The sequence below is a fragment of the Pedococcus sp. P2_D7 genome (assembly GCF_056404295.1).
This window is the reverse complement of the sequence record NZ_JBFUEH010000002.1, coordinates 45,806-61,108: the sequence shown is the minus strand read 5'-3', so window position 1 is coordinate 61,108 and position 15,303 is coordinate 45,806. Positions and strand designations below refer to the sequence as shown.

At 71.3% G+C, this 15,303-nt stretch carries 15 protein-coding genes; 8 read left to right on the top strand and 7 right to left on the bottom strand.

The genetic code is table 11. The features are described from left to right. Positions 1–394: 394 nt before the first annotated feature. Positions 395–1,957 (bottom strand): chromosomal replication initiator protein DnaA, encoded by a 1,563-nt coding sequence (dnaA, locus tag AC1DWJ_RS03730; RefSeq protein WP_457254453.1) that lies wholly within the window; start codon positions 1,955–1,957, stop codon positions 395–397. A gap of 466 nt (positions 1,958–2,423) precedes the next feature. On the opposite strand from dnaA, the gene rpmH reads away from it, so the two are divergent. From rpmH to AC1DWJ_RS03690, 8 genes are all read left to right on the top strand, one after another. Next, positions 2,424–2,561, top strand: coding sequence for a 50S ribosomal protein L34 (gene rpmH / locus AC1DWJ_RS03725; RefSeq protein WP_056882794.1), 138 nt, complete (start codon positions 2,424–2,426; stop codon positions 2,559–2,561). A gap of 10 nt (positions 2,562–2,571) precedes the next feature. After that, positions 2,572–2,940: a ribonuclease P protein component gene (rnpA, locus tag AC1DWJ_RS03720; RefSeq protein WP_457254454.1), complete on the top strand. Its 369-nt coding sequence runs from the start codon at positions 2,572–2,574 to the stop codon at positions 2,938–2,940. Continuing rightward, a complete protein-coding gene (gene yidD / locus AC1DWJ_RS03715; RefSeq protein ID WP_457254455.1) occupies positions 2,937–3,248 on the top strand; it encodes a membrane protein insertion efficiency factor YidD in 312 nt (103 codons plus the stop codon). Before rnpA ends, yidD begins: the two co-directional genes overlap by 4 nt. A gap of 102 nt (positions 3,249–3,350) precedes the next feature. Beyond that, positions 3,351–4,376 carry a membrane protein insertase YidC gene (gene yidC / locus AC1DWJ_RS03710; RefSeq protein WP_457254456.1) on the top strand — a complete coding sequence of 342 codons (1,026 nt, stop codon included), beginning with the start codon at positions 3,351–3,353 and terminating at the stop codon, positions 4,374–4,376. Positions 4,377–4,411: 35 nt separating this feature from the next. Continuing rightward, positions 4,412–5,119 carry a Jag family protein gene (locus AC1DWJ_RS03705; RefSeq protein ID WP_457254509.1) on the top strand — a complete coding sequence of 236 codons (708 nt, stop codon included), beginning with the start codon at positions 4,412–4,414 and terminating at the stop codon, positions 5,117–5,119. A 40-nt stretch (positions 5,120–5,159) separates the two neighbouring features. Continuing rightward, positions 5,160–5,969, top strand: coding sequence for a 16S rRNA (guanine(527)-N(7))-methyltransferase RsmG (gene rsmG, locus AC1DWJ_RS03700; RefSeq protein ID WP_457254458.1), 810 nt, complete (start codon positions 5,160–5,162; stop codon positions 5,967–5,969). Between the two features lie 142 nt (positions 5,970–6,111). Next, positions 6,112–7,467: a ParA family protein gene (locus AC1DWJ_RS03695; RefSeq protein WP_457254459.1), complete on the top strand. Its 1,356-nt coding sequence runs from the start codon at positions 6,112–6,114 to the stop codon at positions 7,465–7,467. A gap of 11 nt (positions 7,468–7,478) precedes the next feature. Beyond that, positions 7,479–8,618, top strand: a complete 1,140-nt coding sequence (locus AC1DWJ_RS03690; protein WP_457254460.1) for a ParB/RepB/Spo0J family partition protein — start codon at positions 7,479–7,481, stop codon at positions 8,616–8,618. A 62-nt stretch (positions 8,619–8,680) separates the two neighbouring features. Here AC1DWJ_RS03690 and AC1DWJ_RS03685 read toward each other — a convergent pair whose 3' ends face one another. The 6 genes from AC1DWJ_RS03685 to AC1DWJ_RS03660 all read right to left on the bottom strand — a co-directional run bounded on the left by AC1DWJ_RS03685 (position 8,681) and on the right by AC1DWJ_RS03660 (position 15,236). Beyond that, complete coding sequence (locus AC1DWJ_RS03685) at positions 8,681–9,853, bottom strand: N-acetylmuramoyl-L-alanine amidase (RefSeq protein WP_457254461.1); 1,173 nt, start codon at positions 9,851–9,853, stop codon at positions 8,681–8,683. 228 nt (positions 9,854–10,081) lie between these two features. Then, positions 10,082–10,408, bottom strand: a complete 327-nt coding sequence (gene trxA / locus AC1DWJ_RS03680; protein WP_056921368.1) for a thioredoxin — start codon at positions 10,406–10,408, stop codon at positions 10,082–10,084. A gap of 116 nt (positions 10,409–10,524) precedes the next feature. Beyond that, positions 10,525–11,574, bottom strand: coding sequence for a thioredoxin-disulfide reductase (gene trxB, locus AC1DWJ_RS03675; protein WP_477619999.1), 1,050 nt, complete (start codon positions 11,572–11,574; stop codon positions 10,525–10,527). A gap of 106 nt (positions 11,575–11,680) precedes the next feature. Further along, entirely contained in the window at positions 11,681–12,517 is an 837-nt protein-coding gene (locus AC1DWJ_RS03670) for a hypothetical protein (RefSeq protein WP_457254464.1), read from the bottom strand. Positions 12,518–12,602: 85 nt separating this feature from the next. Further along, complete coding sequence (gene sigM / locus AC1DWJ_RS03665; protein ID WP_457254465.1) at positions 12,603–13,151, bottom strand: RNA polymerase sigma factor SigM; 549 nt, start codon at positions 13,149–13,151, stop codon at positions 12,603–12,605. A 27-nt stretch (positions 13,152–13,178) separates the two neighbouring features. Continuing rightward, positions 13,179–15,236, bottom strand: coding sequence for a hypothetical protein (locus tag AC1DWJ_RS03660; RefSeq protein ID WP_457254466.1), 2,058 nt, complete (start codon positions 15,234–15,236; stop codon positions 13,179–13,181). Between the last annotated feature and the right edge of the window lie 67 nt (positions 15,237–15,303).

The following is a 15,303-nucleotide window of genomic DNA, read 5'->3' as shown; positions in this document are numbered from 1 at the left end:
GGCGCGTCCGGTGTGCACGAGCGGTGGACGGGCCGGCGGACAAGCTGGTCGTGGTTGTGGAGGCGGCCCGGCCGCCCACACCGGCTCCACACGGCATACCCCGCTTGTCCCCAGTCCTGGGGGTGTCGTGCACGCGTTGTCCACCGGTTGTCCACAGGCCTTGGGAAAAGATCATCCATTCAGACGATGGTCGTAGGGGCGGAATACATACCCACAGAGTTGTCCACAGGTGTGGACCACGGGCCGGGTACCGCGTTTGTCCGGTTCCTGAGCGTGGTCCGTGCTCGTCTGAGCACGTCTGACCGGGCGCCGGACGAAGATGTCGGGAGGATGAACAAACCTTCACAGCTGTGCACAACCCTGTGGAGAACGTCCCGGCAAAGGGGGACCGAGGTCAGCGGGACTGCTGCTTGATCCGGTTGGTGAGCTCGGTGACCTGGTTGTAGATCGCCCGGCGCTCGGCCATCAGCTGCCGGATCTTCTTGTCGGCGTGCATCACGGTGGTGTGGTCGCGGCCCCCGAACTGCTGGCCGATCTTCGGCAGCGAGAGGTCGGTCAGCTCGCGGCAGAGGTACATCGCGATCTGCCGGGCGGTCACCAGCACCCGCGAGCGCGACGTGCCGCAGAGGTCCTCGATGGTCAGCCCGAAGTAGGCCGCCGTCTGCGCCATGATCGTGGCGCTGGTGATCTGCGAGCCCTGCTCGTTGGGGATGAGGTCCTTGAGCACGATCTCGGCCAGGCCCATGTCGACGCTCTGGCGGTTCAGGCTGGCGAACGCGGTGACGCGGATCAGGGCGCCCTCGAGCTCGCGGATGTTGGTGGAGATCCGGCTGGCGATGAACTCGAGCACCTCGTCGGGCGCGCTCATCCGCTCCTGGATGGCCTTCTTGCGCAGGATCGCGATGCGGGTCTCGAGGTCGGGCGGCTGGACGTCGGTGAGCAGGCCCCACTCGAACCGGCTGCGCATCCGCTCCTCGAAGCCGCTGAGCAGCTTGGGCGGGAGGTCGCTGGTGATGACGACCTGCTTGTTGGCGTTGTGCAGGGTGTTGAACGTGTGGAAGAACTCCTCCTGCGTCTGCACCTTGCCCTGGAGGAACTGGATGTCGTCGATCAGCAGGACGTCGACATCGCGGTAGCGGCGCTGGAAGTTGCTCGCCTTGTCGTCGCGGATGCTGTTGATGAAGTCGTTGGTGAACTCCTCGGAGTTCACGTAGCGCACCTTCACGTGCGGGTAGAGGTTGCGCGCGTAGTGGCCGATCGCGTGCAGGAGGTGGGTCTTGCCCAGGCCGGACTCGCCGTAGACGAACAGCGGGTTGTACGCCTTCGCCGGCGCCTCGGCCACCGCGACCGCCGCGGCGTGGGCGAACCGGTTGCTCGCGCCGATGACGAAGGTGTCGAAGGTGTACTTCGGGTTGAGCCGGGTCGCCGACTCGTCGGTGATGCTCGGGACCTCGTCGCGCGGTCGGCGCTGCGGCTCGGTCGCGGGGGTGAGCGCGTAGACGTTGTCGCCCTGCCCGGGCGCACCCATGCCGGAGCTGATGCCGGAGCTCGTGCCCGAGTTGATGCCGGAGTTGATGCCGGAGTTGATGCCGGAGTTGATGCCCGCCTGGAGGTCGGAGCCCAGCGTGAGGGCGAGAGCCGACCCGGTCTCGTCGGGGTAGCCGGTCGTGTCCTCGGTGTGGTGCGCCTCGTCGAGTGAGGTGTCGACCGTGACCGCGAGGTGGACCTGCTCCCCGAGCTGCGAGGAGAGCGCCCGGGTCACGGCGTCGCGCACTCGTTGCTCGACGACGTCCTTGGTGTAGTCGTTCGGGACCTTGACCAGGGCGGTGCCGTCGAGCAGGCCGGCCAGGCGGGCCAGCGTGAGGAACGCGCGCTCGCGGGCCGGCAGTCCGTCGGCGTCGAGGGTGGCGATGGTGTTCTGCCAGATCTGTGTGAAGTCCAGATCTGTGTCACTCACCGGTCCACATCCCTTTCGACGGTCTTCGCGGATCTGCCCTGTCGCAGGGTCTGTGCTGGTCTGCTGCCTCAGCATGCCTTGTCCACATGGTTATCCACAACCTGTGGGCAAGGAATGGGACGAGGAGGGACGGTAACAACAGCGGCGGTGCCTCGGCAACCGAAACGGCCGAAAATTGGCCCGCTTGCGCCAAAATCAGTGCGCGAGGTCGGCGTGTCCCCGGCCTGAACCGGGACCAGCGGTGCTAAAAGCCCCAGGTATGCCGGGTGGTCGGCGCTGGTTTGACCCTGCCCGCCGCGCTCGCGTACCTTTGACCAGGCCTGTCGGCCGTTTTCGCATGCCCGTGACGCCCCTGGATCGTCGGTGAGTCCCACCGCTGGTCGAGGCGCGGGCCTCCGATTGCGGCCGAACAGGCGCCCCAAGCACTCAGCAGGCCACCCGGGCCTGACCAGTAACGGAGATCCTCGTGAGCAAGCGTACTTTCCAGCCGAACAACCGTCGTCGGGCCAAGACCCACGGCTTCCGTCTGCGCATGCGCACCCGTGCGGGTCGTGCCATCCTGTCGGCCCGCCGCGCCAAGGGCCGCTCCGAGCTCTCCGCCTGAGGACGACCCCGTGCTGCCCGCGGGGCACCGGCTCCGTGCGAGCTCGGACTTCGCGGCCACCTTCCGGGGGCCCAGGGGAGCCCGAGCTGGCGCCACGCTGATCGTGGTCCACGCCAACCAGGCCGACGCGCGTGCGGGACAACCGCCGCGGGTCGGTTTTGTTGTCTCCAAGGCCGTGGGCAACGCCGTCGTCCGCAACCGCACCAAGCGCCGCCTGCGTGCCCTGATGGCGGCCCGGGTTGGGGCCGTGCCCGCTGGGACTGACCTCGTCATCCGCGCGAATCCCGTTGCAGCACAAGCGAATTCGGCTTCCCTGGCGGTCGAGCTGGACGCCCTCCTGGCGCGGGTGTCCGCGCGGCTGGGGGCGGGTCGAGCGTGACCACCCTCAAGCGAGTCACCGCGGCGCCCCTGATCGGGCTGCTCCTGTTCTACCAGCGCTTCATCTCCCCGATGACGCCCCCGACCTGCCGCTACTACCCGTCCTGCTCGTCGTACGCCCTCACCGCGATCCGCCGCTTCGGACCCGTCAAGGGAACCTGGCTGGCGCTGCGGCGGTTGGGTAGGTGCCACCCGTGGGCTGCCGGAGGGGTCGACCACGTCCCCGCCCGCCACCCGCAGGCACCGGACGGGACGACGCAGGCACCACCGGCCGACCAGCCGGCAGCACCACCCGCCCACGCCGCCTAGCGGCCGGGCACCAGACCTGCCGGCCACGCGGCCTACCCACTGCGTGACCGGAACCACCGGTGGACCGGCACCTAGACGGGACACCACCAGATTGAGGACGACATGAGCTTCAGTGACCTGATCTACCCGTTCGAGTGGATCGTGGCGTGGATCCTGTACGGCTGGCACACCCTCTTCACGACCCTCGGCATCCCGTCGGCCTCCGGAGTGGCGTGGACCCTGTCCATCGTCGGGCTCGTGGTCGTCATGCGCGCCGCGATGATCCCGCTCTTCGTCAGGCAGATCCACGCCTCGCGCCGGATGCAGCTGATCCAGCCCGAGATGCAGAAGATCCAGGCCAAGTACAAGGACAAGAAGGATCCCGACTCCCGTCAGGCGATGACGCAGGAGACGATGGACCTCTACAAGCGGACCGGGACCAACCCGTTCAGCTCGTGCCTGCCGATCCTGCTCCAGTCGCCGTTCTTCTTCGGCCTGTTCCGGGTGCTCAACGGCCTCAAGAAGATCTCGGACGGCACGACCGACCCGATCGGGCCGATCACCCGCAAGCTCGCCGGTGAGGCGGAGGCGTCGACGTTCTTCGGCGCCCAGCTGTCCGACCGGTTCATCGGCGCCAACAGCCTCACCGTCCAGATCGTCACGGTCGTCCTCATCATCCTCATGTCGGCCAGCACGTTCACCACCCAGCGCCAGCTGATGATGAAGAACATGCCGGCCTCGGCACTGGACAACCCGTTCGCGAAGCAGCAGAAGATGCTGCTCTACCTGATGCCGATCTTCTTCGCCATCTCCGGCGTGAACTTCCCCATCGGCGTGCTGCTCTACTGGCTCACGACGAACGTCTGGTCGATGTGCCAGCAGTTCTACGTGATCCGCAAGATGCCTGCGCCCGGCTCCCTCGCCGAGAAGGCGATGCAGGAGCGGCGGCTCAAGAAGGGCAAGCCGATCGAGGAGTTCACCGTCAAGGGCCTCGACAAGCCCGCGGAGACCGAGGCCCCCAAGCCCAGCGGCCAGCGCGTGCAGCCCACCCGGAACAAGAAGAAGAAGGGTGGCCCGGCCAAGCCGGCAGCCAAGCCCGCGAAGACCCCCGCCTCCACCACCGACTCCACGCCCCAGACCGACAACTGAGAGTGATCACCATGACCGAGCACAACGACACCGTCGTGGACGACACCCCCGCCAGCGACCAGGCTGCCAGGCCGGCCGCCGAGGCGACGAGCGAGACCACCGCCCCGACCGGCGACGAGCAGACCGACGAGGCGACCGTGGACGCCTCGACCGACCCCGACGCTGACGCTGACGCTGACGCCGACGCTGACGCTGACGCCGACGACGAGGGTGCCGAAGAGGGTGCCGAAGAGGGTGCCGACTCGTCCGCGGCCCCGCGCCGCCGCCCGGCCAAGGTGGCCGACCTCGAGCGCGAGGGCGAGGTCGCCGCTGACTTCCTCGAGACGCTGCTCGACATCGCCGACCTCGACGGAGACATCGACGTCGACGTGGATGGCGACCGCGCGGCGGTGTCCATCGTCGACTCCGACGAGGGCCGGGTCCCCCGTAGCCTCGTCGGCCAGGACGGCAAGGTGCTCGAAGCCCTCCAGGAGCTGACCCGGCTCGCCGTCCAGTCGGCGACCGGTGAGCGCAGCCGGCTCATGCTCGACGTGGCCGGCCACCGCGCCGAGCGTCGTTCCACCCTCGTCGAGCTCGCCCAGACGGTGATCGAGCAGGTCAAGGCCTCCGGTGAGAAGGCCGCCCTCGACCCCATGACGGCGTTCGAGCGCAAGGTGGTCCACGACGAGGTGCTGGCCGCCGGGCTGTCCTCCGAGTCAGACGGCGTCGAGCCGCGACGCTTCGTCGTCATCCTCCCGGCCTGACGCGAGCGACGACGACTGTGTTTCACGTGAAACAGCGCGCATGACATCGCACGAGCGCACCGACGACGGGCGCGGGACCGGGGAGACCGGGACCGCGCCCGTCGCGGCATCAGCGACCGACGGCCCTGCGGCTGCTGCCCCGATGACAGTGCCCGTGGCCCCTCCCGCTGCTGCCGTGGTGTTCGGGGACCGGCTGGCCCTGGCTGAGCAGTTCGCGGCGATCCTGGCCGACACCGGCGTCTCGCACGGGCTGATCGGCCCCAGGGAGGTGCCGATCCTCTGGGACCGGCACATCCTCAACTGCGCCGTCGCCCACGAGGCGTTCCCCGAGGGGGTCGCCGTGGTGGACGTCGGGTCGGGGGCCGGCCTCCCCGGGCTGGCCCTCGCGATCGTCCGGCCGGACCTGCACCTCCACCTGGTCGAGCCCATGCTGCGCCGCACGACCTGGCTGTCGACGACGATCGAGGAGCTCGGGCTCCACAACTGCACGGTGCACCGGGGTCGGGCCGAGGAGTTCGCCGGCGTGCTCTCGGCTCCCTATGCCACCGCCCGGGCGGTCGCCCGCATCGACAAGCTGGCACGCTGGACCTTCCCCCTCCTGCAGGACGGCGGGACCCTGGTGGCGCTCAAGGGCGGCTCGGCCGCTGAGGAGCTCGACGCGGAGCGGAAGACGCTGCGCAAGCTCGGCATGACCTCAGCCCGGATCGAGACCCATGGCGCCGAGCTGCTTCCGGTGCCGACCACCACGCTCCAGGTGACGATCGGCTCCCGACCGGCGCCGAAGGGTCGCTCCAAGGGTGCGGCGCGCCGGGCGGCCAAGGGCAAGGGCGCGACCCGACCCTCGCGCTGACGCACCCGACCCGCGTCTGGTCGACGGATCGGGTGGTGTGCGCTGTGCCGGTTTCACTCGGTCGGCGTAGGCGCCGCCTCCCGCGTTGTGACTCGGCCACGACGTAGGGTTGGATGATGTCCATGGCCAACGAGGAGACTGTGTGAGCACAGCAACGGTGCAACTGACCCAGGGACTCGGATGGCCTCAGCGGCTCGGCCGCGCCAGCACGGCGCTCGGCTGGCCAGCGCGCGACCAGCGCGCCGACGGCGCCGCTGTTTCACGTGAAACCGCCGTCGAAGCGGGCCTCCCACGGACCGTCGACCTCCACGACTCGGCCGACGTTTCACGTGGAACGGAGCCGTCGGACGCGCCGGTCGACCCCGACGGGGTAGCAGCCGGCGAGCCCATCGGCACGCCAGTCAGCGAGCCGCCCACGGAGTCGGAGCCGGAGCCGGATGTGGAGCTGGTAGCTGCCTCTGAGGCCGCGCCGCACACCGGCGACTCGGTCGCTGCCACGGAAGCCCTCGAGGCGCTGGCCGCCGTGGTTTCACGTGAAACGGACGACCGCGAGGAGCTGGCCTCCTCCCTGCCGCAGGGGGACCACGACACCCCCCTGGCCCGGGCGGTGGCCGCCGACGCCCGCAAGCGGATCGCCCTGACCGGCCGGGTCTTCCCGAAGCCGCCGACCACCCGCGTGCTGACCGTCGCCAACCAGAAGGGTGGGGTGGGCAAGACCACCACCACCGTCAACGTCGCCGCGGGTCTCGCGCAGGCCGGACTGACCGTGCTCGTCATCGACATCGACCCCCAGGGCAATGCCAGCACCGCGCTGGGGATCGACCACCACGCAGAGGTGCCGAGCATCTACGACGTCCTGGTCGAGGGGACGCCGCTCGCGGACGTGGTGCAGGAGTGCCCTGACATCGCGGGCCTGTGGTGCGCCCCGGCCACGATCGACCTCGCCGGGGCCGAGATCGAGCTGGTCTCGCTCGTCGCGCGGGAGACCCGGTTGCAGAAGGCGATCGCCGCCTACCTCGAGCAGGGGTCGACCGCCGGGCGCCCGTCGCCCGACTACGTGCTGATCGACTGCCCGCCGAGCCTGGGCCTGCTGACGGTGAACGCCTTCGTCGCCGCGCAGGAGGTCTTCATCCCGATCCAGTGCGAGTACTACGCCCTCGAAGGCCTCTCGCAGCTGCTCAAGAACATCGAGCTGATCCGCAACCACCTCAACCCGACGTTGCACGTGTCGACCATCCTGCTCACCATGTACGACGGTCGCACCCGCCTCTCGGCCCAGGTCGCCGACGAGGTGCGCACCCACTTCCCCGAGCAGGTGCTCCGCAACACGGTGCCCCGCTCGGTGCGGATCTCCGAGGCACCGAGCCACGGCCAGACCGTGATGACCTACGACCCGAACTCGAGCGGGGCGCTGTCCTACCTCGGCGCCGCCGCAGAGCTCGCCGACCGCGGCGCCGCCACCACCGCCGACCACCAGACCGCATCCGCGCAGAACTGAGAGAAGAGACCATGAGCGAGAAGCGCCGCGCCCTCGGCCGGGGCCTGGGAGCCCTCATCCCCAACGCCCCGACCTCCCCGAACGGCCGTCCCGTGGACGTCTTCTTCCCCGACTCGCGCCCCGGCGCGGCCACGGCGTATGCCGGTGGGTCACCGGCCGGCGAGGGCGACCAGGGTGGGGGAGTCGCCGTGGCCGACGTCGACGGCGCCGACACCGCAGCTCCCACCTCGGAGACAGACACCACCCAGGGGGGCGACCAGGACGGCGCCGGGGCCACGGCCACCGACGGCTCGGAGCTCGCGCCGGTGCCCGGGGTGTCCTACGGTGAGATCCCGGTCGAGCAGATCCGGCCCAACCCGCGCCAGCCCCGGTCGGTCTTCGACGAGGACGACATGGCCGAGCTGGTGCACTCGATCCGCGAGATCGGAGTGCTCCAGCCGATCGTGATCCGGCCCATTCCCGCAGGTCAGGGGCCTGACGAGCTCGACAACGCGGCCGACGGCGTGCGCTACGAGCTGATCATGGGCGAGCGCCGCTGGCGGGCGTCGCAGGCAGCCGGCAAGGCCACCGTGCCGGCCATCGTCAAGGAGACCGACGACGACGACCTGCTGCGCGACGCCCTCCTGGAGAACCTCCACCGCAGCCAGCTGAACGCGCTGGAGGAGGCCGCGGCATACCAGCAGCTGCTCGAGGACTTCGGCTGCACGCACGACGAGCTGGCCGCCCGCATCGGTCGCTCGCGACCGCAGATCTCCAACACGCTCCGGCTGCTCAAGCTCCCGCCACTGGTCGCCCGCAGGGTCGCCGCGGGCGTCCTGTCCGCCGGCCACGCACGGGCCCTGCTGGGGCTCTCCGACGGCGCCGCGATGGAGCGGGTCGCGCAGCGGATCGTGGCCGAGGGCCTCAGCGTCCGCAACGTCGAGGAGATCGTGGCCGTGGGTGGGCCCGACGAGGTGGCCAAGCCGCGTCGTCCCCGGGCCGGCAACCGGCACCCGCAGCTCGACGACCTGGCGGCCCGGCTCTCCGACCGCTTCGACACCCGCGTGAACATCGCCCTGGGGCAGCGCAAGGGCAAGCTCACCGTCGAGTTCGCGTCAGTGGACGACCTCAACCGGATCGTCGACATGCTGGGCCTCGACCGCAGCGCCTGAGCTGGGGTAGGGAAGGCTCGGCGGGAAAACCGTTGCGGCAGTAGTGGATTCGTGCTGCGCGGTCAGCTGTGCGAGGCGAGGTAGGCGCGCAGGTCGCCGAGTCGCAGGACACCGGTGGTGGCGGTGTCATCGTCGCCCATGTAGAGCCGCTGGAGACTGACCAGGACGGCCTCGGCGAGGGTATCGCGGAAGAGCGGGTCGGCGAGCCGAGCCGCGTCGGTGGGGTGCGAGAGGTAGCCGGCCTCGATCCGCACCGCCGGCATCCGGGTCTGCTGGAGCAGGGCCCACGAGCGGCCGTGCGAGCGGCAGTTCTCGAGCCCGGTGCGGGCCACCACCTCGCGCAGCACGAGGTCGGCCAGGTGCTCACCAACGGCTGACCACGACGTCTTGCGGTCGCGACCGAAGAAGAAGGTGGCCACGCCGCTGGCCTCGGCCGCGTCGTGGGAGTCGCAGTGCAGCGAGAGCACGAGGTCGGCCCCGGCCTCGTTGGCCAGCGCGGCCCGCTCGTCCTCGGTGGGGCTGGTGTGCTCGGTGCGGGTGTAGACGACGGAGACGCCGATCGCGGTCAGGCGGCCCTCGATCCGTCGTGCCAGGTCCATCACGACCTCGGACTCGACCAGCCCGTGGGCGGCGGCCCCGGTGTTGCTGCCGCCGTGGCCGGGGTCGAGCACGACCGTGCGCCCCGACAGGCTGTGTCCCGAGCGCCGGACCAGCTCACGCTCGCGCAGCACGTTGGCCGAGCCGCCGGACACCGACCGGCGCAGGTCCTCGAAGGCCCGGAGGGTGTGGGGACCGACCGAACCGTCACCGGACAGGCCGTAGGCCCGCTGGAAGCTGCGGACGGCCCGCTCGGTCTCGGGGCCGAAGCGGCCGTCGACCCGGCCCGCGGCGAAGCCCAGGGTGTTGAGCCGCTCCTGGAGGGTCACGACGTCCTCACCGCGCTGCAGGTGACCCGGCGTGTGCAGGAGGATCCGGTCACCGAGGGCCCAGCGGGCGCCGTCGATGGCGGTGAAGGTCTCCACCCCCACCACGCCGTCGACGATCAGGCCCTTGTGCTGCTGGAAGGCGCGCACGGCCCGCTCCATCGAGGCGTCGAACACGCTGGGGTCGTCGGCCTGCAGGTCGGGCCGGTCGGGCAGCTGGTCGGGGGGCAGCGCGGCCAGCCGGGCTCGCACGTCCGCGACCTCGGGCCCGTGGCTCCCGAGGCCGAGCAGGCCGTACTTGCTGTCTGACACGCGGCCTCCTCGGCATGGCGGGCGACGCCCGGTGAACGGATCATCGCAGATGGATGTTTGTGCAGGTCAGCGGTGGTGCGCCGGCCCCGTGGGCACGCTCGCGGCACACCGTGTCCGACTCCCGAGCCTAAGTCAGAACAGCCTCGCGGACCAACCGGACCGGCCCGGGAACGACGATGCCGGTCGCGCCCACCATCGGGCGCGACCGGCAGGCGGTCACGGGGTCACTCAGCCGAGGTAGTCGGCGAGCTCACGCACCAGCTTGGGCTTGGGCATGGCACCCACGAGGGTCTTCACGACCTCGCCCCCGACGTAGACGTTGAGGGTCGGGATGCCGGTGATGCCGTAACGGCTGCTGACGGCGAGGTTCTCGTCGGTGTTGAGCTTGACGATCTCGATCTTGTCGGCGTGGGCGACGGCCAGCTCCTCGAGGATCGGGGCGACGGCGCGGCACGGGCCGCACCAGGGTGCCCAGAAGTCCACCAGGACCGGCTTGTCTTTCTGGAGGACGTCGGCCTCGAAGGTGGCGTCCGTGGTGTCCTTGATGGCTCCCACTCGGGGGCTCCTTTCGGTGGTGCTGCGGTTGATGGCTCTGCGGTCTAGCTGGTGGAGCGGTGTGGCTGCGTCTGCCTCTCATGATCCCCGCGGGGTCTGACAGGCGGACCGGTGGGTCAGTGCGTCAGTGCCGGCTCGCCGGTGAGGGCGGCGTCGGCCGCGGGGGCGCCGGCATGCTCGCGGTCGGCGAGGTAGCGCTCGGCGTCGAGGGCCGCGGCACAGCCGGACCCCGCCGCCGTGATGGCCTGCCGGTAGGTGTGGTCGACCAGGTCACCCGAGGCGAACACGCCCGGGAGGTTGGTCAGCGTGGTGCGGCCCTGGACGAGGACGTAGCCCTCGTCGTCGAGGTCGACGACACCCTTGACCAGCTCGTTGCGCGGGTCGTGGCCGATCGCGACGAACAGGCCGGTGACGGGCAGCTCGCGGGTCGCACCGGTCTCGGTGTCGCGCAGCGTGATGCCGGTCAGCTTCGCGTCGCCGTGGATCGCCTCGACGGCGGAGTTCCAGGCGAACCTGATCTTGTCGTTGGACAGCGCGCGCTCGGCCATGATCTTGGAGGCCCGCAGCTCGCCGCGACGGTGGACGATCGTCACCGAGCGGGCGAACTTGGTGAGGAAGGTCGCCTCCTCGACGGCGGAGTCGCCGCCACCGACGACGGCGATGTCCTGGTCACGGAAGAAGAACCCGTCGCAGGTCGCACACCACGAGACGCCGTGGCCGGACAGCCGCTTCTCGTCGGGCAGACCCAGCTCGCGGTAGGCAGACCCCATGGCGAGGATGACGGCGTGGGCGCGGTAGGTGTTGCCCTCCGCGTCGACCACGGTCTTGACCGCACCCTCGAGGTCGACGGACTCGACGTCGTCGGTGATGATCTCGGCCCCGAACCGCTCGGCCTGGGCCCGCATGTTCTCCATCAGGTCGGGACCCATGATCCCGTCGCGGAACCCCGGGAAGTTCTCCACCTCGGTGGTGTTCATCAGCGCCCCACCTGCGGTGACGGCGCCTTCGAAGAGCAGCGGCTGGAGGTTGGCCCGGGCCGCGTAGACAGCGGCGGTGTAGCCCGCCGGGCCCGAGCCGATGATGATCAGACTGCGGATGTCGGCGGGTGCGGTGGTGGTCACGCGGTTACAGCCCCTTGTGGTCGAGAAGGCGGTGCACCGCAACATACGGTGCCGGACTCTTCAACTGATCGTAGGGCCTCGATGTTCCCTACCGCCGCCTGACCGGCCCGACGCGCGGGCGAGCGCAGAAGGCGGAGTGGTCGAGGCGCCCTCAGGGGAGGGTGAGCGGCCCGGCGAGCAGCCTGGGGTGCTGCGCGTCGCAGTCGGGAGCCACGGCATACACCGACTCGGTGCCGCCCCGGTCGACCAGCGCGATCACCGCCGGGACGCCGTCGAGGGTCGCGACGTCGCCGCGCACCGGGAGCCCGTCCTTGACCCCCAGGGCGGTGAGGCAGCCACGCAGCCCGGCCTCGCCGTAGGGCACGGCGTAGTCCTTGGCTGCCGAGGAGGCCTCGAACGTGGAGCCCAGCGTCGCCGCCTGGGTGGCGAGCCCGGCGGTCGTGTATGCCGTGCCGGTCGCCGCGAGGGCCACGTCGCCGACCGGGCCACGCACCCTCTGGTCGCCGAGGGTGGACGGTTGGGGGGACGACGTCGAGCCCGGAGCGGCGGGGGCGCCACCGGAGTCGGCGAGGGCGCCGCTGTTGCCCTCTGCGCTGCTGGCGCTGTCGGCCGAGGAGGTGCCCTTCAGCGAGGCCATCACGTCGCCGGGACCGGTGCCGGTGAGCAGGGCGGGGAGGCCCACGGCGAGGATCACGGCGGCAGCGGCGGCTGCGCCCAGGTGCTGCCAGCCCCAGCTGCGCCGGCGCAGCGGCACGACGGTGCCACCCTGGCGGGCGGACTGCTCCTGCGCGATCGAGGCGGTGATGCGGGCGACGAGGTCGGCCGGCATGGGACCGGGGTCGGGCAGGGCCGACAGCAGCGCCCGGATGCCGGTGGGGTCGTGCTCTGTGTCGTCGTGCCTGCCGGCGCTCGCGCCGCGCGGGTCCGGCGGGGTGCTGCCGTGCGGGGGGACGCCATGGTCCGCCGGGGGCACGCGGGGTGTGCTCACCACGACTTCCTCCAGACGATGGGTGTCGGTCTCGTGGTCGCGCGGCTGCCGGTGCGGGCACGGCGGTGGCGACATGTGTACGACGTCACGGCTGCCCCGATGGTTCCCGCAGGAGCTCGGCCATGGCGTCGCGGCCCCGGCTGCACCGCGACTTCACGGTGCCCTCCGCGACCTCGAGCACGGCGGCCGCCTCGGCGACCGACATCCCGTGCATGTCGACGAGGATCAGCGCCATCCGCTGGCCCTCGGGGAGGCGCTCCAGGGCCTCCCGGACGTCGAGCCGCGTGTCGACCGACGACTCCGCGTCGTGGCGGTCGGCCAGCTCGTGCTCGGGCAGCTCGCTGGTGGGTTTGTCGCGCCGCAACCGGTCGAGGCAGGCGTTGACCACGATGCGGTGCAGCCAGGTGGTGACCGCCGCGTCACCCCGGTAGGACCCGGCCCGCCGAAAGGCGGAGATGAACGCGTCCTGCACGCAGTCGGAGGCGAGCTCACGGTTGCGGGTGGTGCGCAGGGCCACCGCCCACATGCGGTCGCGGTGGCGGAGGAACAGCTCACCGAACGCCTCCGGGTCGCCCTCGACGTGCGCGCGCAGCAACGCGCGGTCGTCCTGCTCGTGCAACGGGAGGCTGCTCATCGATGTCCGGTCGGCTGCCGCGCCGGCTCAGCCGACCGTGACCTCGGCGACGGTGGCGCGGAACCGGCCGTCGGACACCTGGGTCACCGCGGTGAACCAGACGAAGACGTACTGGCCCTTCACGACCGACGGGGCCTTGAGGGTCACGGCTCCGGACTTGCCCTTCGAGGAGCCGATCGCGGTGGCGCTGCCCAGGGAGTCACGGTCCTCGCCGACGTACACGGTCACGTCGGCCGCGTTGGGCAGCACGAGCCCGACCGTCGAGACGCTGCGGTTCTGCCCGAGGTCGAGTCGCAGGCCGACGCCCTTCTTGAGGCCACCGAGGTTGGGGCTGGCGTAGCCCTCGGAGCTCCAGTAGGTGTTGGTCTTGCCGTCGAAGACGCGCGGGGCCTCGCCGTTGCGCTCCGCGCCGTCGCCCTCGGGGTCGAAGCCGGTGGCGCTGAGGATGGCGAACGAGTCGCCGCCGCCGCCTGCGTCCGGGGCGGTGGGCGTCACGGTGACGGCGGGGGCAGTCACCTTGACGGTGGTCTTGGGGGCGGGGGCGCCACCCAGCCCGAGGTCGCTGTTGGAGCCGATCCTCGAGGCACCCCAGAAACCCAGGAGGGTGGCGACGACCAGGAACGCCGCCATGATCGCCAGGACCACCTTGGTCTGGTCACGGGTCGGTGCCGTGCCGGTCTCGGCGGAGAGCATCGGCAGGGGTGGCCCGAGCGGCTCCTGCCCCTCGACCAGGGCCTGGTTGAGCGAGATCCGGCGCTCCTCGGCCCGTTCCTCGGTCGCCTGGCGCTGCGCGCGACGCTCGGCCGCCTTGTCGGCCGCAGCGCGGGCGAAGCTGCCGACCCGGTGGGCCGCGGCACCCGCGGCCTGTCCGGCGGCGTGACCCGCGGTGCCGAGGGCCGTGCCCACCGCGCTCGCGGCGGCCGCGGCCTGGGCGGCCGCGGCGGCGCCGGTGCCCGCCTGCTCAGGACCCTGGTCGTCGTCGGTGTCGTCGTCAGCGGCGCCCTCGGTGGTGGGACCGCCGGTGCTCGCCGGTATGCCGTGGGCGCCGGTGACAGGCGTGAGCGGCTGGGTGGGGGTCGGCTCGGCCGGGGTGGCGGCGCCGGACACCGCGCCCGCGGGAGTGGGCCACGGTGCCTCGTGCTGGCCGTGCACGGCTGCGTCTTCAGGACCCTGCTCGTCGGGGTGGACCGGCGGCGGGGGGACGGACGGAGCGGGCACTGGCGGCGCGGACTCGGCGGCCAGGGCGGCGTCGAGCTCGTCGCGCGGCATCGCGATCGTGCGGGTGCTGCCGTCGTCGACCGGCCGCGTCCCGCCGAGGCCCTGCACCTGCGACATCGCCCAGGGGGCGATCTGGGTCGCGAAGTCGCCGGGCGTGAGCGGGCCCTGGTCCTCGTTGAGGGTGAGGCGGCACAACGCGTCGAGGTCACCGGGGACGCCGGCTGCGATCTCGGACGGCGCCGGCACGCCGCCGACGACGTGCGGGGCCGACTCGAGCCCGGCGACGTGGCCGGGCAGCGGCCACCGGCTGGTCAACGCGGCATACGTGATGGCGACGACGCCCACGGCGTCGGTGCGGGCCGCGCGGGTGGCGTCGACGTCGTCGTCGGTGGCCATCGCCGCGGTGGTGGCCACGCCACGCACCTTGATCGTGCCGTCGTGGGCGCGCAGGACCGAGTGGGGGGTCAGCCGCAGGTGGTGCAGCCCGCGACCGCGGGCCGCCTCGAGTCCGGTCGCGGCCTCGCCGGCGATGCGCCGCACCTCCTCGGCGGGCAGGCCGCCCTGCTCCAGGAGGTGGGTGAGGGTGTGGGAGTCGCTGATCGCCTCCTCGACGAAGAACGCGATGCCCTCGGACCGCCCGACGTCGAGCACGCGCACGAGCCGGTGGTTGTCGAGGCCCGCGACCCGGCGGGCAGCGTCGAGGGTGGTGTCGGCGTGGGCCTCGTGCTCGGAGAAGCAGACGATGACCACATCGCGCTCGAGGGTCGTGTCGTGGGCCGACCACCGTTCGGCCTTCGGCAGCTGCTCGAGCCGGCGTTGGACGGCGTAGCGACCGCCCAGCACCGTCGAAGGGCCTACCCCGTGCACGCTGCCTCCTACGGTCTCGTCCACCACGTCCACCACGTCCGAATGTGCCACCCCGGCTGCACCAGCC

What these genes read in the sequence shown, in the direction of transcription:
- yidC (WP_457254456.1), top strand. Translation starts at nt 3,351, where the DNA reads ATGAGCTTCAGTGACCTGATCTACCCGTTCGAGTGGATCGTGGCGTGG.
- rsmG (WP_457254458.1), top strand. Translation starts at nt 5,160, where the DNA reads ATGACATCGCACGAGCGCACCGACGACGGGCGCGGGACCGGGGAGACC.
- AC1DWJ_RS03690 (WP_457254460.1), top strand. Translation starts at nt 7,479, where the DNA reads ATGAGCGAGAAGCGCCGCGCCCTCGGCCGGGGCCTGGGAGCCCTCATC.
- trxB (WP_477619999.1), bottom strand. Translation starts at nt 11,574, where the DNA reads ATGTTGCGGTGCACCGCCTTCTCGACCACAAGGGGCTGTAACCGCGTG.
- sigM (WP_457254465.1), bottom strand. Translation starts at nt 13,151, where the DNA reads ATGAGCAGCCTCCCGTTGCACGAGCAGGACGACCGCGCGTTGCTGCGC.